The sequence below is a fragment of the Streptomyces sp. NPDC101181 genome (assembly GCF_044767975.1).
GTDB lineage: Bacteria > Actinomycetota > Actinomycetes > Streptomycetales > Streptomycetaceae > Streptomyces.
This window is the reverse complement of the sequence record NZ_JBIWOX010000009.1, coordinates 211,625-232,747: the sequence shown is the minus strand read 5'-3', so window position 1 is coordinate 232,747 and position 21,123 is coordinate 211,625. Positions and strand designations below refer to the sequence as shown.

17 protein-coding genes are annotated in these 21,123 nt (G+C 68.5%); 5 read left to right on the top strand and 12 right to left on the bottom strand.

Annotated elements, in window-relative coordinates; all coding sequences use genetic code 11:
- Positions 1–69 precede the first annotated feature (69 nt).
- Positions 70–1,734 (bottom strand): class I mannose-6-phosphate isomerase, encoded by a 1,665-nt coding sequence (locus tag ACIRRU_RS16170; protein WP_403680760.1) that lies wholly within the window; start codon positions 1,732–1,734, stop codon positions 70–72.
- Between the two features lie 277 nt (positions 1,735–2,011).
- Complete coding sequence (locus ACIRRU_RS16165) at positions 2,012–3,559, bottom strand: PP2C family protein-serine/threonine phosphatase (RefSeq protein WP_403680627.1); 1,548 nt, start codon at positions 3,557–3,559, stop codon at positions 2,012–2,014.
- 1,323 nt (positions 3,560–4,882) lie between these two features.
- On the opposite strand from ACIRRU_RS16165, the gene ACIRRU_RS16160 reads away from it, so the two are divergent.
- Positions 4,883–6,700, top strand: a complete 1,818-nt coding sequence (locus ACIRRU_RS16160) for a carboxylesterase/lipase family protein (RefSeq protein ID WP_403680624.1) — start codon at positions 4,883–4,885, stop codon at positions 6,698–6,700.
- Between the two features lie 38 nt (positions 6,701–6,738).
- Here ACIRRU_RS16160 and ACIRRU_RS16155 read toward each other — a convergent pair whose 3' ends face one another.
- Entirely contained in the window at positions 6,739–7,077 is a 339-nt protein-coding gene (locus tag ACIRRU_RS16155; protein WP_403680622.1) for a GNAT family N-acetyltransferase, read from the bottom strand.
- A gap of 335 nt (positions 7,078–7,412) precedes the next feature.
- On the opposite strand from ACIRRU_RS16155, the gene ACIRRU_RS16150 reads away from it, so the two are divergent.
- Positions 7,413–7,991 carry a hemerythrin domain-containing protein gene (locus ACIRRU_RS16150; RefSeq protein WP_403680619.1) on the top strand — a complete coding sequence of 193 codons (579 nt, stop codon included), beginning with the start codon at positions 7,413–7,415 and terminating at the stop codon, positions 7,989–7,991.
- 567 nt (positions 7,992–8,558) lie between these two features.
- Here ACIRRU_RS16150 and ACIRRU_RS16145 read toward each other — a convergent pair.
- Positions 8,559–8,999 carry an RrF2 family transcriptional regulator gene (locus ACIRRU_RS16145; RefSeq protein WP_403680616.1) on the bottom strand — a complete coding sequence of 147 codons (441 nt, stop codon included), beginning with the start codon at positions 8,997–8,999 and terminating at the stop codon, positions 8,559–8,561.
- A 74-nt stretch (positions 9,000–9,073) separates the two neighbouring features.
- Between ACIRRU_RS16145 and ACIRRU_RS16140 the strand changes: the two genes are divergently transcribed.
- Together ACIRRU_RS16140 and ACIRRU_RS16135 are read left to right on the top strand one after the other, a co-directional pair.
- Positions 9,074–10,141 (top strand): alkene reductase, encoded by a 1,068-nt coding sequence (locus ACIRRU_RS16140; protein ID WP_403680613.1) that lies wholly within the window; start codon positions 9,074–9,076, stop codon positions 10,139–10,141.
- Between the two features lie 77 nt (positions 10,142–10,218).
- A complete protein-coding gene (locus ACIRRU_RS16135; protein WP_403680611.1) occupies positions 10,219–10,968 on the top strand; it encodes an SDR family NAD(P)-dependent oxidoreductase in 750 nt (249 codons plus the stop codon).
- Between the two features lie 272 nt (positions 10,969–11,240).
- On the opposite strand, the gene ACIRRU_RS16130 is transcribed toward ACIRRU_RS16135, so the two are convergent.
- Entirely contained in the window at positions 11,241–12,146 is a 906-nt protein-coding gene (locus tag ACIRRU_RS16130) for an NADP-dependent oxidoreductase (RefSeq protein WP_403680608.1), read from the bottom strand.
- Positions 12,147–12,266: 120 nt separating this feature from the next.
- Between ACIRRU_RS16130 and ACIRRU_RS16125 the strand changes: the two genes are divergently transcribed.
- Entirely contained in the window at positions 12,267–12,719 is a 453-nt protein-coding gene (locus ACIRRU_RS16125) for a MarR family winged helix-turn-helix transcriptional regulator (RefSeq protein WP_403680605.1), read from the top strand.
- A 143-nt stretch (positions 12,720–12,862) separates the two neighbouring features.
- On the opposite strand, the gene ACIRRU_RS16120 is transcribed toward ACIRRU_RS16125, so the two are convergent.
- From ACIRRU_RS16120 to ACIRRU_RS16090, 7 genes are all read right to left on the bottom strand, one after another.
- Positions 12,863–13,303: a DUF6924 domain-containing protein gene (locus ACIRRU_RS16120; RefSeq protein ID WP_403680757.1), complete on the bottom strand. Its 441-nt coding sequence runs from the start codon at positions 13,301–13,303 to the stop codon at positions 12,863–12,865.
- A 256-nt stretch (positions 13,304–13,559) separates the two neighbouring features.
- Positions 13,560–15,002: an FGGY-family carbohydrate kinase gene (locus ACIRRU_RS16115; protein WP_403680602.1), complete on the bottom strand. Its 1,443-nt coding sequence runs from the start codon at positions 15,000–15,002 to the stop codon at positions 13,560–13,562.
- Positions 14,999–15,715: a GntR family transcriptional regulator gene (locus ACIRRU_RS16110; RefSeq protein WP_403680599.1), complete on the bottom strand. Its 717-nt coding sequence runs from the start codon at positions 15,713–15,715 to the stop codon at positions 14,999–15,001. The genes ACIRRU_RS16115 and ACIRRU_RS16110 overlap by 4 nt, the downstream gene beginning before the upstream one ends.
- A 2-nt stretch (positions 15,716–15,717) precedes the next feature.
- On the bottom strand, positions 15,718–16,914 hold the full coding sequence (locus ACIRRU_RS16105) for a CaiB/BaiF CoA transferase family protein (RefSeq protein ID WP_403680596.1): 1,197 nt from the start codon (positions 16,912–16,914) through the stop codon (positions 15,718–15,720).
- Positions 16,915–17,028: 114 nt separating this feature from the next.
- The gene (locus ACIRRU_RS16100; RefSeq protein ID WP_403680593.1) at positions 17,029–18,723 is read right to left on the bottom strand and encodes a thiamine pyrophosphate-binding protein; all 1,695 of its coding nucleotides are present in this window, start codon (positions 18,721–18,723) and stop codon (positions 17,029–17,031) included.
- 24 nt (positions 18,724–18,747) lie between these two features.
- Complete coding sequence (locus ACIRRU_RS16095; protein ID WP_403680591.1) at positions 18,748–19,758, bottom strand: hypothetical protein; 1,011 nt, start codon at positions 19,756–19,758, stop codon at positions 18,748–18,750.
- Positions 19,759–19,768: 10 nt separating this feature from the next.
- Entirely contained in the window at positions 19,769–21,121 is a 1,353-nt protein-coding gene (locus tag ACIRRU_RS16090; RefSeq protein ID WP_403680589.1) for an MFS transporter, read from the bottom strand.
- Positions 21,122–21,123 lie beyond the last annotated feature (2 nt).

The window sequence follows — 21,123 nt, the reverse complement described above, 5'->3', positions numbered from 1 at the left end:
CTCGGCGCCGGGTCCCGCCCGCCGCGCGGACGGTGACCCGCTGGACATCCTAGGAATTGGGACCGTGCGTCAGCTGACCAGGGCCTTGACCACGTGCACCTGCTCGTCGCCGAGCGGACGCAGCGTGTACGCGCCGACCGAGGCGGGCACGGTGAGCGTCTCCGCGAAGGCCAGATCGTGACGGCGGCCGTCCGCGGTCTCGACGGCCACACCGAGGCCGGCGGACACGTTCAGCAGGTGGAACCGGCCGCCGGTGTCGTCCGGAGCGGGCTCCCCGCCGACCGCCGGGTCCAGGACCGTGCGCCGCACCTCGTAGAACATCTCGTCCAGCCGCCCCACGACCTCCTCGCGCCACCCCTCGCCCTCGCGCAAAGTACGGGGCGCCTGGATCAGGTCGCGGAGGACGTCCTCTCCGTCCCGTCCGGTGTCGAGGTTGGCGAAGCCGTGCTCGTACGGCAGCGGGCGGGACTTACCCTCGGCGTCCGCCCGCAGCCAGTCGTAGAACCGCAGCGAGTAGAGATACGGGGTGGCGCTGACCTCCAGGACCAGGTTGCCCGCGCCGGAGGCGTGCGGGGTGCCCGCGGGGATCATGTAGAGCTGGCCCTCCCGGGAGGGATGGCTCTGCACGAAGTCCTCCACGGCCATCTCCTCGCCGCGCCCGATCGCCGCCTCGACCTGCTTGCGCATCAGGCCCACGTCGGCGTCCGCCCGCAGCCCCAAATAGATCCGCGCCCCGGGGTCCGGCGCGGCGGTGACGTAGTACGTCTCGTGCTGCGGGTAGGACCAGCCGAACCGCTCGCGCATGTAGCGCTCGCGCGGGTGGAGGTGGAGGGAGAGGTTGCCGCCGCCGACGGTGTCCAGGTAGTCGAAGCGGATCGGGAACGACGTACCGAAGCGCGCGTGGACCCGCTCGCCCAGGAACTCCGCGGGGTGCAGGACGCACAGGAGCTGGAAGGGTATCTCGACCTGCGCGTCGGGGCCGTCGCCGACGAGCACCCCCGCTTCGGGGGCGATGAGCTCGTAGCCGAGCGCGGTGTTGCCGTTCGCCGGTTCGAATCCGAGCTCATCCACGCCCCACCGGCCTCCCCACGGGGTGGAGTTGAAGTACGGGCGGGTGCGCACCGGGCCATGAGCGAGCCGGGCGATCGTCGCGCGCAGAGCCGTGCCGTCGAGGGAGGCGGGCGCTGCGGGGTCCTGGAGGTCGAGCCAGCGGTCGACGCGGCCGGCCAGGGCGTCCCGGTGGGCGTCGAGCAGCGGCCAGTCCGCGTAGAACAGGCGTCGCAGGTCTCCCGGCTCCCGGTGCCGGCCCAGGTTGACGCCGTGCCGCGCGCCGGTGGCGACGGCGGCCTCCGCGTGACGCTTGGGCAGGTCGGCGTACCAGAGAACGTCGTGGCCGACGAGGGCCGCGCCCGGTCCGAATACGACGGTGACCCCACTCACGGGCCGCTCCACGTCCGGGAGGCGGCCGTACACGGCTTCGATGCCGCCGGTCGCGAGCGGCTGGAAGTACGCGTCCGCCGCCGGATCCGCGCCGCCGGTACGCTCCAGGATCAGCGCCCAGTCCGCCTCGTGCTCCCGCAGATCCACCAACCGCACGTCCGCCACGCCGGCGTCGTCGAGCGCCGCGGACAGCTTCCGCGCGACGTCGCTCCAGTCGAGTGCCGCGGGTCCCTCGACAGCCAGCCTCATCGGCCCGCGCGGCAGTGCCCGCACGGCCTCCCCCCAGCCACTCACGACGGCGGCGCCCTCGGCGGGGTAACGGGGATTGCGGTCGTAGGCGCGGATCACGTGGGACTCCCTGTGACGGCGTGCGGGTGAACAAGCGGAGTTAACGATAACATCGGTGGCCGCCCCATGACGAGGTCACACCCCGACGCCCTGGCGCTCACTTGGGGGTGGGTATTCATCGCCGATACGCGCCGAACGGACCCGGTCAGCGGTTTACGTCACCGGCGGACGGGGCGAGCAGACCGTCAGCGTCACAGCCGCGGTGATCGAGCCCAAGCCCACGTCAGTCGACAGGAAGCGCGGGCGCGGCGATCACCATGATCGCCATGTCGTCGTGCGACGCAGCGCCGACCCACTCCGACGCGAGCATCTGAACGTGCTCGACGACTGCTTCGGCGGGCATCCCGGCACACTGTGACAGCGCTCGCCGGAGGCGTTCCTCACCGAACAGCTCGTTCCCCAGAGGCCCGCCCTTGGCTTCGGTGAAACCATCGGTGAACAGAACGCAGAAGTCCTTCGGCGCCAATGTCTCGTCGACTGTCGTGGCAGTCGCATCAGGCATCACACCCAGCAGGGTGCCACGAGAGGTTCCCTCTTCCACAGAGCCGCCGGCTCGCACGATCAGGGCGGGAGGGTGCCCGGCACTGGTGATCCGCAGCTTCACCGAGGACGCTTCACGCACAGCGGACGCCATCACGAGAGTCGCGAAACGCGAGTGATGCGAATTCAGCAGCGCCGAATTCAGCAAGCCGATGACCCGCTGGTGATTCTCGGCCATAGGGAGCAACGCGTGCAGGATGTTTCGTATCCTCCCCGTCAGCGCGGCCGCTTCCAGTCCCTTTCCGCACACGTCGCCCAGCACCGCGAATGTCGGCTCGCCCACTGTGCTCGCGGGATGCACGTCATAGAAATCTCCGCCGATTCGAGCAACAGGTTGCGACGGCCGATATCCGCCGGCGAATTCCACCCCGGCAATGCGGTGCAGTACGGGCGGCAGCAGTTCCCTGGTCAGCATCTGCGACACCGACGCCTGCTCCGTATACAGGCGGGCCGCGGACACAGCCGCCCCCGACCGGGCGGCGAACAGCCGCGCGAACACTTCCTCGTCATCGCTGAACGCCGGCGCCTCCAGGCTGCGCAGCAGGATCAGGGCACCGGCCGATGCCCCGTACCCTGGCAAAGGTGTCACGACGATCGACCCGACCTCACCGAAATCGTCGGGGATCAGCCACGACGGCGTCGATCTCGGGTCGATCCAACGCGAGGGCACCGGCGCAAAGCCTTTCAACGCCTCTGCCAGTCCCGGCATTTCGCGCGGGTCAGCATTCCACTCCTCACGCCGCGGAACCTCTCCTCGCAGGCAACTGACGGCCGGCAGCCGAGGTCCGCTGCTCGGCGCGATCACGACGGCCGCGTCGGCGAAATGCTCTGCGGCTAGTTGCGCGGTCACCCTCATACACAGCTCCGGCTCCAGAGAGGAGAGCAAAGCGCTGGAAGCCTTCGCAAGCAAAGCGGTCCGCTTTCGTTCGAGCGTGAGGGCATCGACGGCTCGCCGGTGATCGGTGTCATCCACCAGCCACCAGACGGTACTTCCGTCCGGCTGTCTGGTGAGATACGCCTTGTAGGACTGCTCATCGACCGTCCCTGCCACGGACGTGCCGCCTTGCGGTACCCCCTCGGAGGCGAAGAGGAAGTGGGCGTCGTGCAGCCAACCAGGTACGCACTTTTGCAGCAGCACACCAGGAGCCGCCTCGGGGAGGATCGCGGAGGCGCGCGCGTTCACGTGCAGCACTGTCCCGGCTCGGTCGACCAGCAGTACGGGGTGAGGCACGAACGTCCAGGGCGCCGAAGAAGCGTCTTCGCTTTCCGATGGTTCCTGCCGTGCGGCAATCCCAAGATCTGTGGAAATTCCAGGGCCTGTGGAAATTCCAGGACCGCAGAGCCAGAGGCGCGAACTTCTCATATTTATGTACCAGCCCGTCCGCCGTCGGCAGGGTGCGCACAGAAGGTCATCTGAAGGCTCAAGATGGTTCGGGAGTTGTGATCAGCGAAAACGGGAAGCCGTGCGGTACGGCTCCTTCGTTCTCGGAACACAACAGCCGCCCTGTTGCGTCTGCGCGGCAATCGACGGTCCTCGGCCGCCTTGCGCCTTCCAGGTTGGTGAGTGGCGCGACAGCGTCTGTCGAGGTGCACCGGTGAATGCGTCTCTCTGGTCGGTTCGATAGGGAGGTCTCGGGCGAGTGCACGCAACCGCCCTTCCGGCGGTGTCGCAGCGATGTGCGCCGTGCCCCTCCTCAGCAGGGCGGACGGCCTGGCATGTCCATCGCGTTGCACTCCACCCCATGGACATGGCCGCGGCCCGGACCCTCGTCCGGGAATGCGCAAGAGGACAGCACAGGTCGCGATCGTCGATGACAGGAAAGCTGCTACCCGCGCGGCACTGGCCGGTCGGGCCGGAGCCTCGGCGTCAACCGACAACCCCTGGAACGGGACTTCGCATCCTCCTTCTTTCACCGTATGGCTTTTTTGTAACGATGCTCACCAGAACGTACCCCGCCGCTGGTGACACATCAACTACCCGGGTGAGGCTGTGGCGGCACTCACGCACGGGAGGGCCTCGACCGATGGGTCGAGTGGGCGCCGACCTGATGGATGGATCGAGCGGGCGGTGACTCGATACGCCACACGGCGATCGAGCGGGTCACGCCAGGCGGCACCGGCGAGGATCAGAGATACACCGGAAGGGGCCGGGGTGCCGTCACACCTAACGGTTTAGTTGACACATCTACCACAACATCGTACTTTTGGGTGAGCAAGTCCTTTTCCGAGACGGGAATCGCTGACGGAGGCCGCAGGCGAATCGTCCAGCGGACAAACCTTCCTCGACACCGGCCAGCCCGGTGGGCAGTTCATCACTGTGCGACACGTCGTGACGGACAGTGGAGGAGCATCGGTCTCGGCAGGCGCAACCCCTTTGACATCGCGCGCTACGCCGCCTCTACCCGGAGCGCTCTCAGCAGCGCCGGACACCTGAGCAACACACGTAGTGTGCATCCGTTGGAACGAGAGAGCAGTGGGCATTGTCAGTAGGTTGCGCATGACCGGGTCTGTAAGTGCAGGCAGTCGCGTACGCGAGCAGCGGCCGCATCAAACGATGAGATCTCCCGGGGGCTGGATTCCCTTCCTCGTCCTGACCGCGGTCGCCTGCGGGATCGCCTGGCTCAACCGATCACCGTGGTGGGGTTGGTTGCTCGTCGCTGCCGTCCTCGCGGCACTCGGTCTCACCGTGCGCTGGTGGGTTCGCGGCTCCGTTCTGCTCAAGGTCGGGGTGTGGCTGCTCGCCGGAGTCGTCGTGGGCGGAGTCGCCGTACTCGCCTACCCTCCGGCCCAGAACCGGGCGGCCGGGGGCGGCGAACGTATGCCGTCCAGGACCGTTCCCACGCAAGAGGGGCCCGTCAGGGGTGTCCTCAACGACGAGCGCGACGTCGAGATCTTCGCCGGGGTTCCGTACGCGCGTCCTCCGGTCGGAGACCGGCGCTGGCGTCCGCCGCAGCCCCCCGAGCAACGCTCGGAGCTGCTGGTCGCCGACGAGTTCTCCGATGTTCCTGTGCAAGGAACGTCCACCTTCCTCACCCGGGCCCTGTCGCAGGTGGTGAAGGCGCCGCTGGAGAACACGCTCCTCAATCCGTATCCGGTGAGCGAGGACAGCCTGTACCTCAACATCTGGCGCAGTCGGCAGCCCAGCGCGGCGAAGCTTCCGGTGATCGTCTACATCCCCGGCGGAGGCTTCGCCACCGGTTCCGGCGCCCTTCCGCTCTATGACGGCGAATCACTGGCTTCCCGCGGTGAGGCGATCATCGTCACGATCAACTACCGGCTCGGGGTGCTGGGCTTCTTGTCGCACCCGGCCCTCGCGGAGGAGTCGACGACCGGTTCCTCGGGCAACTACGGCATCCTCGATCAGATCGCCGCCCTCAAGTGGGTTCGCCAGAACGTCGCGGCCTTCGGCGGGGACCCCGATCGCGTGACGATCGCGGGTGAGTCCGCGGGCGGTGAGAGCGTGTGCGTCCTCGGCGCAACGCAGCGCGCAGCGGGCCTCGTGAACGGCGTCATCGGCGGAAGCGGGGCCTGCATGGGAACTCGGGGCAACACTGAGCGAGACGATCAGTACGACACCAGGTCAGTGGCCGAAGAAGCAGGACAGCGTCTGAGCAAGAAGCTGGGAGGCGCTTCCGTCGAGGAAATGCGCCGCATGCCCGCGGATCGTGTCGTGGACGAGGCTGAATCGCTGAAGGGTCACTGGCGCCCTTCTCTCGACGGTCACGTACTGAATCGGCTTCCCGCCGAGATCTATGCGGCCGGCGACCAGTTGGACGTACCCATGCTCGTCGGAAGCAACGCGGATGAAGCGTCTCTCGGCCTGCTGAGCCCGCCGGACTCCGATGTGGACGACTACCGGCAATCGGTGCGGGAAGAGCACGATGCTGACGCGGAGGAGTTCCTTCGTCTCTACCCCGGCGAAACCGAGGATCAGGTTCTCGACTCCCTCCTCCAGGCCGAGACCGACAAGGTCATGACCCGGGCCATGCGACGCTGGGCCACCCTGCACGCACGCACAGGACAAGCGGACACCTATACCTACTTCTTCGCACACACCCCTCCGGAGGATGGTCTCCGTAAGTTCGGCGCCTACCACGGCGCGGAGGTGATGTACGCGTACGACAACCTCGGTAAGGACGGCAACGGCGCCTACACCGAGCGGGACTACGCGCTACGGGACGAGATGAGCGGCTACTGGATGAACTTCGCCCGTACAGGTGATCCGAACGGGCCAGGGCTTCCTGACTGGCCCACCGTGCGGCAGTCGCCCGAGACTGTCATGAAGTTCGATGCAGAGCGCAGTTCCCAGGCACCCCGGCCGCGACCGGATGCCATCGACTTCTGGATGCGTTACGACGGACCCCTGCCGTAGTGATTCCCCCGCTCGGCCCCACCGAGCGGGGGAACCGCTCAGGGAAGCCGGTGCCCGAGCCATTGCAGGATGTCGGGCGTGACGGGGTCCGTAGCGGCAGTGTATTCATCGGTCTGCTTGAGGAATTTGGCGACGTAGGGGCACACCGCCACGATCCGCTTGTGGTGCGCGCGGGTGTCGCTCAGGGCCTCTGCCACCAGCTGCTTGGCGAGACCGAGGCGGGCAAACTGGTCGCCGATCTCGGTGTGGTAGAAGACTCGCTGGTCTCCTCGGTCCGCGAAGGCGGTCAGGCCGGCCTGCTCACCGCCGACAAGGATCGCGTAGTGGCCGCGGTCATCCCTGCGATCGACGACGGGGGCGAGGGGCTGATCGTTCATGAGTTTCCTCCGTGCTGTGAATCAGTACGAGTCGACCGTGGTCGACATTCTTCTCTCGGCGAGGCGCCCCCTGCTCGACGAAGCTGGTCCTCGCCTCCACAAAGTAGATGCATCAACTATATTGGCAGGTGCTGCATCGAGCGAGACGAACGTGGTGACCGACATCTGCCCCGGAGCCCCCGTGCCGACCTCCCGCTCTGCAGGAAGGCGTTCCAGCACTCGCCTGGTCGGCCAGGAGTCCGATCGGCACCACCTCGATCACGAAAGGTTCCACCGTGGAAGAGACCTCAGAACACATGCACGGAGCAGTCACGGAAACCCGCCTGAGTCACGGGATGCACCGCGTGGCGACGGGTCTTCTCGTCGACGCCGCCGTCCGTGAGTCGGTACCCACGGAGAGCATCGCGCTCTTCCGGGATTTCGTGGTGGCGAACCTGCGTCATCACCACGAGACCGAGGACGCCTGGCTGTGGCCGCAGATCCTGATGGCCGCTCCGGAAACGGCTGGACCACTGAAGGAGCTCAGCAGGGAGCATGAGCGCCTGGAGGCGGCCCTCGACCGGCTGGCAGCGGTGGAGATCGACACACCGGCCGGCCGCAGCGCTCTTCGCGAGGCCGCGCTCGACGTACGGGACAGCGTCACCGTCCACCTGGAACACGAAGAGCCCGTGCTGTTTCCCGCGCTGCGTGACCACGTTACTTCCGAGGAGTGGGACGCCTTCTCCCGGCGCGTCATCGAGTCCTCCCCCACCGTGGCCGCGCATCTCACCATCGGCCTCTTCGAAGAGGTGGGCACGCCGGAGGAAGTGCGGTCGGCTCTGGCGAACCTGCCGGAAGGCCTGCACCCGTTGATTCCGGCGATGAGCAGCCAGGCCGCCGCCGACCTGCGTGTCCTGCGGGGGCTCGCCTCCTGACTCCCCCTCCCCCAGTCTGCGCGGGCCAGACGCACGAGGTGTTCTCTGCGCGAGCACTGGCGGAAACGGGTCTTCGTCGACGTTGACGCCCGACGGATCGCTCCGCGGCCGGACCTGAGCGCATCGGAAACACAGCAGGTCGCCGGGATCGCCTGAGCAGGCGATCCCGGCAAGCGGAAAGAGCCCAGGAACGGGACCGCGTCGCGGGTCGATCTCAGCAGCTGGCGCGCAGAATCAACCCCCTCACGCACCGACCGCTCGCCTACCGGGGTGCCGTCGGATACCCCTTCGCGGCACCCGCCGAATCAACAGCCACGACACGACGGGCTTCCGACCAACGAACGCGGGTACGACGACCGCGCAAGACGCGCCAAGCAGTCCGGCCGAACGGTCCCGGTCGGCCGGGTCACGTGCAAGTCATGATCATGTGTCAGAGGTCGCGGACAGCAGGGCCCACGTCGGCCTCGCCTCCGTCGAGGGTCGGCCTCGGCAGCACCCACCGCCCCCGCTCCGGGTCCGGCGTCGGAACGAGGCGGGCCTGTCGCGCCGGCCGAGCGGCGCGACCGGTCAGTCGTCCACGAAGGGCAGCTTCCTGAGATCGGCGAGGCTGTCACTCAGCGTCTTGTCCCCCAGCATCGCGACGACTGCATCCTCGATCTCGTCGGTGAGCGTCTCGAAGTAGCGGCACGCCTTCGTGGTGACCTCGCAGACGTGCGGCATCTCATCACGCTGGTCCCAGATTCGCTTGTCCGCGATCGCGGAGCGGTAGATCTCGCGGAGCGTGATGTCCGACGCCGACCGCGCCAGGCCGAGCCCCCCGCTGCGGCCACGCACCGACGTCAGCAGCCCGTCGCGTACGAGAGGTGCGGCCAGCGAGCGCACGAAGCTCGGATTGTTGTCGAGCTTCGCGGCCAGCTCGGTCGAGCTCACGGTGGACCTGCCCGACTCCGCGGCATCGGCGACGAGCTGCATCGTGAACAGCGTCGTGGGGAATCTCAAATCGATCATGCGGCGTCCCTGTGTGACCGAAGATACGCAAGAGTGTTTCTTGCATTTCTTTCGACGATACGTATCTTGTACTCATGCATATTAACGCAGCGGACAACGGCTCCGCCACCAGCGACCACCTGTTCACTCCCGTGAAGCTCGGCGCGCTCGAACTCCCCAACCGCATCGTCATGGCGCCCATGACGCGCATGCGTGCCGACGAGAACAACGTCCCTCTGCCAGCTGTGGCGGAGTACTACGCGCAGCGCTCGACCGCCGGGCTGATCGTCACCGAGGCCGCGGCGGCCATCCCATTCGGCGCCGGCTACGGCCCCATGGTCGGGTTCTTCGACGAGAGCCACGCACCGGCGTGGCGCAAGGTCGTGGAGTCCGTCCATGCCGAGGGTGGACGCATCGCGTTGCAACTGTGGCACGTCGTACGGGCGCGCAGCGAAGAGGACGGTGCCGGTAAGGGCAGGAACTGGGTGATCAGGCACGAACTGCGTCCGGAGCAGCTCACCGCGGAGGAGATCAGGGCGGTCGCGAGCGACTTCGGCACCGCGGCCCGTCGCGCCCGCGAACTCGGATTCGACGCCGTAGAGGTGCACGCGGGCACCGGCAACCTGATGGACCGCTTCCTGCGCACGTCGACCAACCGCCGCACCGACGAGTTCGGCGGCTCGGCTTCCGCACGGGTCCGCGTGCTGCTCGACTCGGTCGCGGCGGTGGCCGCTGAGATCGGCGGCGACCGCACCGGCCTGAAGATCTCGCCCGTCTGGCCGGTGGACGGGCGCCCCGACCCGACCGGCCGCGAGGACTTCGCGTACCTCCTCGGACGCCTCGCCGACGTCGACCTCGCCTACCTGCAGGTCAACCGGGTCACAGAAGAGGACCGCGCAGCCGGCGCGGACGAGAGCATCACGCTCGAGTGGGTGCGTGAACGCTATGCGGGAACCCTCCTCGCGGCAGGCGGCTTCACCCGCGAGGAAGGGGAGCAGGCCGTGGCCGACGGGCTGGTCGACGCGGTCGCCTACGGTCGGCCCTTCATCGCCAACCCCGATCTGCCCGCGCGCTTCGCCGCCAGGGCCCCACTCGGCGCACCCAGGCGAGAGACGTTCTACACCAACGGGCCCGAGGGCCTCGTCGACTACCCGACGCTGTGACCCGGCCGACCCCTCCGGCGGCCACGACCCACGCACCTCCGGCGCTCACGGCCGGTCCACGACATGAGGAGAAACCTGTGAACCGTCTGAACGGCAGAACCGTCCTCGTCACCGGCGCCGCCCGCGGTCAGGGAGAGGCGCACGCGAGGCGCCTGATCCAGGAGGGCGCCAACGTCGTCCTCACCGACATCCTGGACCGGGAGGGCGCCCGGCTCGCCGGGGAACTCGGAGGGCGCGCCCTCTACACCTCGCTGGACGTCACGTCCGAGGAGTCGTGGGATGCCGCTGTAGCACTGACCGTCAAAACGTTCGGGGCCCTGAACGGGCTGGTCAACAACGCCGGCGTGACAGAGGTCGCCCCACTGGACCAGATCACGTACGAGTCCTACCGGCGCCAGATAGCCATCAACCAGGACGGCGTCTTTCTGGGGATGCGCGCCGCAGCCCCGCACATGGGCCAGGGCGACTCGATCGTCAACATCTCCTCCGTCGACGGTTTGATCGGGCAGCCCGGAGTCTTGCCGTACGTCGCGGCGAAATGGGCTGTGCGCGGGATGACGAAGTCAGCAGCGCTCGAACTGGCGCCGCGGGGCATCCGCGTCAACTCCGTTCACCCCGGGGTGATCTTCACGGCGATGCTCGAGTCACCCGACGCCGCGGCGGCGCTTCCGGCCGTCCTGGACAGCGTGCCGCTGGGACGGGGCGCCGCCCCGGCGGAGGTCTCGGCTCTGATCGCGTTCCTGCTCAGCGACGATGCCTCCTACAGCACCGGCGCGGAGTTCGTGGTCGACGGTGGTCTGACCGCCGGAAAGCATGCCCCTGTCTGACGGGGCCCCTGAGCGTCGCCCTGCTCAGCAGCACCCGAACGCGGGCGTATCACCGGCACGGCCGGGAGTGACGCCGAAGCCGAGCGGTCGGCAGCGGCTGCCGTCGGCGAGATGCATAGTGGTGGCTGTCCCGCCGCGGGATCATCCAAGGTCATGCCGCCCGGCTCGCCGCCGGGACCCCTGTATAGGGCCCCGGCGGCGAGCCGGTGGGCGCGGACGGTGCCGCGACTACCAAGCGTGTCGGTCACACCGTCCGGTGGCGTCGGCTGTCGTCAGACGGTGACGATCAGCTTTCCCTGAGTGTGACCGCCCTCGGCCTCGCGGTGGGCCACGACTATCTTGTCCAGCGGGTATGTCGCCTGGACGTAGGGGGTGTACGTACCCAGGCCGCCCAGCGCGGCGCCTTCGGCCAACAGCCTCGGATCGTTCTCCGCGAAGACGTGCCGGACCCCCAGCCCCTCCGCGCGGACCGCGTCGGCGACCGTCACGACACGCGCGGGGTCGCCGGCTATGGCGACCAGATCGGCGAGGGATCCGGATGCCGCCAGGTCGATCACCGCATCCACTCCTGCGGGTGCGAGGTCGCGGACCCGACCGGCCAGTCCGGCGCCGTAGACAGTGGGCACGGCTCCGAGCGTGCGCAGATAGGCGTGCTTGCCGGGACTGGACGTGCCGATGACGGTCGCACCACGAGCCCCCGCCATCGCGACGGCTGCGCCACCTACTCCACCAGCGGCTCCCTCGATCAGCACCGTGCGGCCGGCCAGATCGCCGAGCGCGTCGAGCGCCCGGCCCGCGGTGGCGACGGCGAGGCCGGCTCCGGCAGCCTGCTCAAGCGTCCACTGCTCCGGCACCGGCGCCCAGGCGCTCAGTACGGCGTACTCCGCACTCGCTCCGAAGATTCCGCCGAGGCCGAAGACCCTATCGCCTACGGCGGCTCCCGCAGCGCCCTCGCCGACCTCGTCGACCACGCCGGCGGCGTCACGGCCGGGGATCGCCGGGAACTCGACGGGGAAGAACTCGCGGACCTCCCCCGAGCGCAGCTTCCAGTCGATGGGATTGACGCTGGCCGCAGCCACCCGGATACGGACCTCACCGGGACCGGCGTGCGGCTCAGGGACGTCCTCGATGACGATCACATCTGCGGGTCCGTAGTCGTGGTAGCGGGCAGCGCGCATGGGAACTCCTCGGTCAGGATTTTTACTTGCAGCAGAAACTAACGTACAGCCACATAGTTTCCGACGCAAGTAACTCTAAGTTTGTTTCCGCAGAAAGCTTTGGCTGCTATGATCGCTCCCATGACAGCGGACGACGCACTCCCCACCGCCCACTCGGCGACATGGGACTCCACGCTGTCCGTACTCCTCTGGCTCCCGGCAGCCCTGGAGACACGGCTCAAGCGGGACGGTCTCTGCCACTACGAGTTCCTGATCCTGTGGTGCCTCACGCAGCACAGCGACCGCACGCACACCATGGGCTCGCTCGCGGAACTGTCCCGGGTCACCCCGTCGCATCTCTCCCGCCTCGCGTCCCGACTGGAGAGACAGGGGTGGCTCCTGCGCGAACGGGACCCCGCGGACGCCCGTGTCACCATCGCCTCGGTAACCGAGGCCGGGGCGCGGAAGTACGCGGATACGGCCCCCGGCTACTACGCGACTTTGCGCGAGCACCTCTTTGACCGGCTGACCGAGGACCAGATCGCCCAACTCGGCGGGATCAACGCGATCATCGCCGGGTCCCTCACGCGCTAGGCGCTCGACCCGACGTGTCCGTCCGGGGGATCGGTGCTGAACGCAGCGACCCAGGACCGGCGTTCATGGACGCGGGACCGGCGTTCATGAACAGAGACCGATACGAACGGGCGGAAAGACAAGATTGCAGCACGTCTGTCGCTTCAGTAAGGGGACCAGACGATTCCCTCGGAGTCCCGTGCGGCCTGGTCGACGAAGTCCATGAAGGACATGTTGTCGATGAACCGCTGCGCGTGGAAATCCTGGACCGCCGAAGGCTCCACGCGGACCGTGTCCTGTCCCGGCACGATGTCCTCCGCGGAACCGAGGTCCACCGCCAGCATGGCGAAATGGGAGTGCGCCACAGCGATAGCGTCGACAAGGAAGACCGTGCCATCGCCCGCCTGTGCCGCCGCTCGCACTTGCTGCACCGTCGCACCGGACCACAGGGGATCCTCGACGATGTGCACAAGCGCGTCACGCTCCTCGTCCTCACCCCACGGCTGACGAAGTTCCGCGACTATGGCAAGCCAGGCTGGTTCGTTGTCGAAGTCGGTTCTCACGATCAGCGCCGCATCCAGATCGCGGGCACCGATCGTGTGCATGTTCCTCACGTCTCTTCCTCCATCATCGCCGCGTGAGCGGTGCACAGGTGCCGCGCGTGCATCAGGCTGCCGCATCGCCGGGCCTTGAGTTAGCCGGGCCTTGAGTTACCGGTGTGCCGGAGGTTTGCCTCGGCAGCAGTCGGTGACTGACGCGACGCACACCGACGGCATGGGGCGAGGTGGCCTGCACGCCAGGTGCGGAGCTCGGCGAGGGAGTCACCAGGGTTATGCGCGTGAGTTCCTTCGCCCCGGCCCCTCATAGGGTTTTACCTGCTTCAAGCGAAACAGATCCTGCCCCGCAAACGTCGTGCAGCTCACGCCATCGGGAGTAGAGGTCAGCGTAGCGCCGCGCTCGGGTCTCGTCAGGAGAAACCGGGCGGAGGGTGCCAACCAGCCGCTCGCGGAGGGTGTCCGCGTCGGGTGCGAGACCCGCGGCTGTGAGGGCGAGTGCTGCCGCCCCCAGCAGGGTCACGTCGGGCTCCGGTGATACCAGCAGTGGTCGGGACAGTACGTCGGCGCGCAGCCGGACCAGATTCTCGTTGCGGACGGTACCTCCGGCCAGCACCACCGGGAGCCGTCCGTCCGGGTCCAGCAGATCCAGTCCCTCCCGCACCGTGAACGCAGCCGCTTCGCGCGCCGCCATCAGCACGTGCGAGGCCGTGTGGTCGGGGCGCTGGCCGAGCACGGCGCCCCGGCTGCCGGGGGTCCAGCGCGGGAAGCGCGCTCCGGTCATGGCGGGCAGCACCGTCAGGCCCTGGGCCCCGGGGGGAAGAGCGCCGATCTCGTCCTCGGTCACCTTCCCCAGGAGGGAACGCCAGTGGGACACCGCTCCCCCGGTCAGACCGGTGGCTCCCCCCGCGGTGAAACACCCGGGCAGGACGGAAGGGTTGAGCACGGCACCCGGCGGGGCCTCCATGTCCGGAGGCAGCACACGCGCCAGCACATCGGTCGTTCCCGCGATATCGGCGAGAGCGTCGAGCCTCGTGCCCAGGAGGAGACCGATGGCCACCGAACCGTCAGGTCCCCCGGCGACCACGGGCAGACCGCTCGGGAGCCCCGTCATCGCGGCCGCGGGGCCGGTGAGCCCGCCGACGACCGCCCCGGGCTCGTACTGGCGCGGGAACAGACCTGCCGTCAGGCCGAGTTCGCGCAGTCCTCGCAGATTCCACTCCCGCCGACGTACGTCGGAAGCCAGGGTGTAGGCGGCACTGACGGTATCCGTCGCCAGATTCCCCGTCAGCCGCGCCACCAGGAAGTCCTTCGGCGCGAGAACCGCCGCGATCCGGCCACGCTCCGCGACCCCGAGACCCAGCAGGCACGCCACAGCGCCCGCGGTGGCTGTGGGACGTCCGGCGGTGCGCAGGAGGCGCCTCACGACCTCCTGGGGTTGGGCCGAGAGTTCAGCGACACCCCGGGAGTCGGCCCAGCCGCCACCCGGGCCCACCGGTCTGAGCCTCTCGTCGACCACCACCGTGCCGATGTGCGCGGCGATACACAGCGCCTGGCAGTCCGGCGGTGCCGGGAGAGCCGCGATGGTTTCGAGGACTTCTTGGTGCAGGGTGTCGCAGTCGAAGAGGTCGCCTCCCACGCCGGAGCCGCGAGGGAGGTGGCGGGACGCGAGGATCTGACCGCCGGATGTGATGACGGCGGCTCGGATGCCGGAGGTGCCGACGTCGACGGCGATGACGGACCCGCTCATTCGGCGTCTATCCGGAGCAGGAACGGGAATGCGGGCAGGGTCCAGCTGCAGGTCAGCTCCACGATCCCGCCGTCCGAGTCGTAGGTCGTCCGCCGCGTCTCCAGCGCGGGAGAACCCGGGGGCGCCGCGAGATGGGCGGCCTGCTCCTCGGTGAGCAGGGACGCGGTCATGGTCTGGTCGGCGTATCGGATGCGGACGCCGAACCGGTCGGTGAGGGTCCGGTAGAGAGATCCGTCGAGCAGGGGTTCCCGGCACAGCGAGGGCGCGACGGCGTAGGGAATCCAGGCGTCCTGGTAGGCGGCGGGTGCGTCTCCGACGAGCCGGACACGGGTGAGCCGGTTGGCGTGGTCCCCGGGGGTGATACCGAAGGCGGTGGCGATGTCGGGGGGAGCCGGGGCTGTCTCCTCCCGTACGGTGCGGGAGGTCACCTCGCCTCCGGCGTCGGCGATCTCCTCCGCGAAGGAGCGGAGCCTGTTGAGGCGGCGGGCGGGGTGTGCTCCGTCGGCTACGTGGGTTCCCACTCCCTGCCGCCGTATGACGTGGCCCTGCGTGCCGAGCAGGTCGAGCGCCTGGCGGACGGTCATCCGGCTGACGCCGTACTGCCGGGCGACATCGGCCTCGCTGGGGAGCTGGGCGCCTTTGGGCAGCTCACCGGAGGTGATCCGGCTCAGCAGATCGTTGTAGATCATCTGGTAGCGGGGAGCGCGGGCCATGATCAGATCGCACCCGCGTCGCGCAGCCGGGCGATCTCCTCGGTGGAGAGCCCGAGGACGTGCCCGTAGACGTGGGAGTTGTCCTCTCCGACGGACGGCGGCGCTTTGCGGACCATGGGCGGCGTCTTCTCCATCTTGATCGGGTTTCCCGGCATTCGGATGGTACCCAGCCGCGGGTGGACCGACTCGACGATCATCTCCCGGGCCGCGATCTGCGGCGAGCGGACCACCTCGGCCACGGAGGCGACCTTGGCGTAGGGGATGCCCGCCTCGTCGAGTTCGCGTCCGATCTCCTCGGTGGTGCGGGTGGCGGCCCAGGCTCCGATCGCCTCCTCAAGGAGCGCCTGGTGTTCCATGCGGCCCTCGACCGTGGCGTACCGGGGGTCGGCCGCGAGGTCGGGCCGCCTCATCACGGCGCACATCCTGGCGAAGAGGGAGGCGGTTCCGGCCTGGATGTAGATGGGGCTGTCGGCCGCCTCGTAGACGTTGACCGGAGCGGTCAGCAGGTCGCGGGATCCGCTGCGCGGCATCTGCCGGCCGAGCATCAGTTCTGCCATGAGGCGGATTCCCAGTGCGGAGAACATCGTGTCGAAGGACGCGACGTCGACGAGTTGGCCCTCACCGGAGCGCTCCCGGTGCATCAGTGCCATCAGTGCGCCGATGGCACCTTGGTAGCCGGTGGTGTAGTCCGCGATGTAGGTACCGCTCAGGGTCGGTTTTCCGTCTTCCTCGCCCGTCATGCTCATCAGTCCGGACGAGGCCTGGGAGATGGCATCGAACAGTGCGCGGCGGGAGTCCGGGCCGGTCTGGCCGAAGCCGGAGATCGAGACGAGGATGATCCGGGGGTTGAGTTCCTTCATCCTCTCGTAGCCGATGCCCATCTTCTCGATGGTGCCGGGCCGGTAGTTCTCCACCACCACGTCGGCCCACTCGATCAGCCGCTCCAGCAGGGCCAGAGCCTCGGGGTGGCGGGTGTCGAGCGAGGCGTCGTACTTGTTCCGGTGGTAGAGGAACATGTAGATGCTCTCGTCCTCGAAGTACGGGCCGTGGTGCCGGGAGTCCTCCCCCGCGGGACGTTCGATCTTGATGACCTCCGCCCCGAAGTCGCCGAGGATCTGGGCGCAGAGCGGGCCCGCGATGAAGCGGGAGAGGTCGAGGACCTTCACACCGTGCAGGGGTGCCTGCGTCGTGTTCACCATCGTTGTCGGTCCTTTTCTGAAGCCGGGAGCGGGAGGGAGGGGAAGCGGTGGCCGGGTGGTCCGGCCCGCCGAGGAAGCGGAGGAGGACCGGACCACCCGGCAGTCCGGGGTTGGTCAGGGGCGCGGTCCGGTGAAGGCGGGGTAGGTCCAGGCGTTGACGTCGCGGTCGATCGTCACGTCCAGGACGGTCGGGCGTCCCGCCGCGAAGCTGTCGGCGACTCGCTGCCGGAGCTCGGAGAGGTCGTTGACCTGCCGGCCCGCCACCCCCATGGCCTGTGCCACCGCGCCGAAGTCGACCGGGCCGAAGTCGACGCCGATGGTACGTCCGTCGAAGTGGAGTTCCTGTTCCTGTCGGATGTTTCCGTAACTGGAGTCGTTGAGCACGACCACGCAGACGTTGCCGCCCACGCGGGCCAGTGTCTCCAGTTCGCCCAGGCTCATGGCGAGTGATCCGTCCCCGATCAGGGCGAGGACCGGGCGGGTGGGGTCGATGAGCGAGGCGGCGATGGCGGAGGGCAGCGCGAAGCCCATGTTGCCGAAGCCGACCGGTTTGATGTAGGAGCCGGGCCGCCTGACGTCCCAGAGGAACGACCAGACACCCGGGTTGCCCGCGTCGGGAATCAGGAGGGTCTCGTCGGGAGCCGGTTCCCGCAGGGCGCGGACGATGTCCGCCGGTGAGAGCGGGCCCTGTGCGTCGAGGTCGGTCACCTCCGACTCCTGCCACCAGGCGGTGCGCTGCTTGTCGAGGGACGCGAGCCACTCTTCGCGGCTCTCACGGGCACCGGCCGCCCGGTCGCCGACGGCGGTCACCAGGTCGCGGGCGAAGGCCGCGAGGTCACCGACGATGCCGTCCGTCACCTCGGAGTAGTACCGGCCGATCATCGCCGGGTCCACGTCGACCTGGACGATCTCGGGGAGCTCCCGCCGCCAGCGCGTCGTCGAGACGGCGTTGAGGCTGTTGCCGAGCGCGAGGACGACGTCCGCCTCGCCCAGGACGCGGCCGGCCAGGGCGGTTCCCATGCGGGTGACCGGTCCGTACACGAGGGGGTGGGTCGTGGGTACCGAGCCGATGCCGTTGAACGTGGTGACGACGGGAACGCCGAGGGCTTCGGCCAGTGCCAGGACCTCCTGGTCGGCGCGGGCGCGGTTGCCGCCGTTGCCGAGCCAGATGACGGGCCGCTCGGCGCGCAGCAGCCGCTCGGCCACCCGGGCGACGGCCACCGGGTTGGGTGAGGGCCGCTCCCCGGCCCAGCGCAGGCTGGGGTGCGTCGCGGGAACGGTGGGAGGGTCGTTCACCAGGCCTTCGATGGTGTCGCGGGCGAAGTCCAGGTGCACCGGCCCGGGGTTGCCGGTGACCGCGTTGACGTACGCCTCCTCCATCGCCTGCTTGATCGAGGAGGCGTGGGCGACCAGGCGCGAGTACTTCACCAGTGGCTTGATGAGCTCCACGTGGTCGGCGTTCTGCGCGTCGTCCTTGTGGATGTTCTCGCCGTTGTTGTTGCAGGTGAGGACGAAGCCTGGGCTGGAGTCCCGGTAGGCGCCGCCGATTCCGGTGATGAGGTTGGTCGCTCCGGGGCCGGTGGTGGAGATGCAGGCGGCGGGCTTGCCGGTGAGGCGTCCGTAGGCGTCCATCATCACGGCTGCGGCGTTCTCGTGCCGGGTGTGGACGAGTTCGATACCGGGGGTGTCGATGATGGCGTCGGTGATGGCCAGGGTCTGGCCTCCGACGACGCCGAAGACGTACTTCACTCCCAGGGAGCGCAGGAGTTCCACGACGAGTCGGCCGCCGGTGATGGGAGAGGTGTTCATCGTTGTCACTTTCGTCTGTGGGGACTATGCGTTGCCGGGCAGGACCACGTCCGCCCAGCCGGCGGTCATCAGGCGGCCGTCGCGGGCCCGCCGTACCCAGACCTCCAGGTCGATCCGGCGCCCGGCTCCGTCCGGGGTGATCGCGGTGACGACGCCGGTGGCGGTGAACGGCTCGAACACGTCGAGCGGTGCGAGGAACTTGACCCGGATGTGCCCGGAGGTGAGCACGGGGGCGCCGAAGCGCAGCGTCAGCAGCTCCGCGAGGACACCGAACTGCTGCTGGCCCTGCACGATCGGTGCGCGCAGTCCGCCTTCCCGGGCGGCGCGGATGTCGTTGTGGATGTTGCGTACGTACTCGCCCACGCGGCTGAACACAGCGGCCTGTTCGGCGGTGATGGTCTTCTCCAGCGGCGCGAGGACGTCTCCCACCCTCAGGTCCCCGTCCGCGTGGTCCACCGTTCGCGCGTCCTCGGGGACGATCCCGGTGACCCGTCGCTCCGGTGTGGCGGAGCCGCGGCCCGCGATGGCTCCGGGCGTGGTCCGCAGGATCTCGACCCCCCGGTGCCGGACGATGCTGCGGCCATCGGATCCGGTGGCCTGAGCCTCCATCACGACGTAGCCCTCACCCCGGCGCTCGAAGGCCTCGGTGTACGTGCCGCTGAGGGTCACCGGTTCGTCGAGCACCGCGGGGCTGTCGAACCACATCTGCTCCTCGGTGTGGTAGCCCACGACCTTGCTGGCGGCGTAGACGCGGGTGAAGAGCTGCACCAGGTCGTTGCCCAGGAGGGCGGCGTGCCCGATCCGCTGCCCGCCGAAGGGGCTGCGCTCCAGGTACCACGGCCCGTGGTCGTCCTGGGTGAACGCGAACCTTTTGATCTTGTGGTCGTCCACGACCACCTGGGCGCTGCCGAGGTCTTCCGGGATCTCCAGGTTCTCGAACTCGGGCTCCTTGAGGCCCTTTTCCAGTTCCTCGCCCGCGGCGGCGGCGCGGGGGTCGGTGAGGTCCCTCCAGGGTTGCTGCTGTGGGTTCGTCATGGTGTCTGCCTCACTTGTGTCCGATGCGGTTCATGTCGGCCGTACGGGTCTCCGGTGCGAGTACGGCGCAGACCAGGCCGATCAGAAGGGCGCCCACGGTGATGAGTGCGATGGGCCAGGGGTCACCGTCGGTGGCGGCCAGCAGGGCGGTGGAGGCCAGCGGCCACAGCCCGATGGGGATGCTGGGGATCTGGGCTGCGAGCGAGATGCCCGTGTAGCGGACCTTGGTGCCGAACAGTTCGGAGAAGAAGGCGGGCTCCACTCCGTAGAGGGCGCCGACGCCGAGCGCGTAGCCGACGAAGTAGACGACGTAGGTGAGCACCACGGAGTTCGCGTCCAGCACCCAGAAGAAGGGGAAGGTGACGACGGCGCCGATGACGGAGCCCATGATGAAGACGGTTCGGCGGCCTATCCGGTCCGAGAGGCGTCCGAAGAAGTAGTACGTGTAAATCGCGGCGGCCGCCGCGACCGTGCCGGCGACAAGTACGTGGGTGCGGGAGATGTCGGTGTAGTTGGTCGCGAAGGTCAGGCCGATGGTGAGGATGATGTAGCCGAAGACGGCTTCGCCCAGACGCATTCCCATCGCGAGCAGCAGCGGGCGGCGGAAGTTGCGGAAGACCTCCGCGATCGGCACACGCTCCTTGCCGCCCTTCTGCTCCGCCTCGGCCTCCAGCTGGTTCTGTGCGGCCTGGAAGGTCGGCGTCTCGGTCAGCTTGAAGCGGATGAAGAGGCCGACGGCGATGAGGATGCCGCTGAGCAGGAAGGGGATACGCCACCCCCAGCTGAACAGCTTGTCGTCGGGGAGCAGCGAGACGAGCGTGAAGATGCTGGTGGAGAGCACCAGGCCGACGGCGTTGCCGATCTGGGGGAAGCTGCCGTAGGCACCGCGCTTGTCGGCGGGGGCGTACTCCACGGCCACGAGGGCGGCACCGCCCCACTCGCCTCCGACGCCGAAGCCCTGGACGAGGCGGAGCACGACGAGCAGGACCGGGGCCCAGACTCCGATCTGCTCGGTGGTGGGGAGCAGGCCGATGAGGAAGGTGGAGATGCCCATCAGGAGCAGGGTCGTCACCAGGGCGGCCTTGCGGCCGAACCGGTCGCCGAAGTGGCCGAAGACGACGCCGCCGACCGGGCGGGCGAAGAAGCCGACGCCGAAGACGGCGAAGGCGGACAGGGTGCCGATGATCGGGTCTTCCTCGTTGGGGAAGAAGAGCTTTCCGAACACCAGGGCCGAGGCCGTACCGAAGATGAAGTAGTCGTACCACTCGACGGCCGTGCCGACGAGACTGGCCACGGCAGCGCGTCTGGCCAGGGCTGCGCGTTCTTGGTCACCGGTGGGAGCGGTGGCAGCGGTTTGTGCCATGG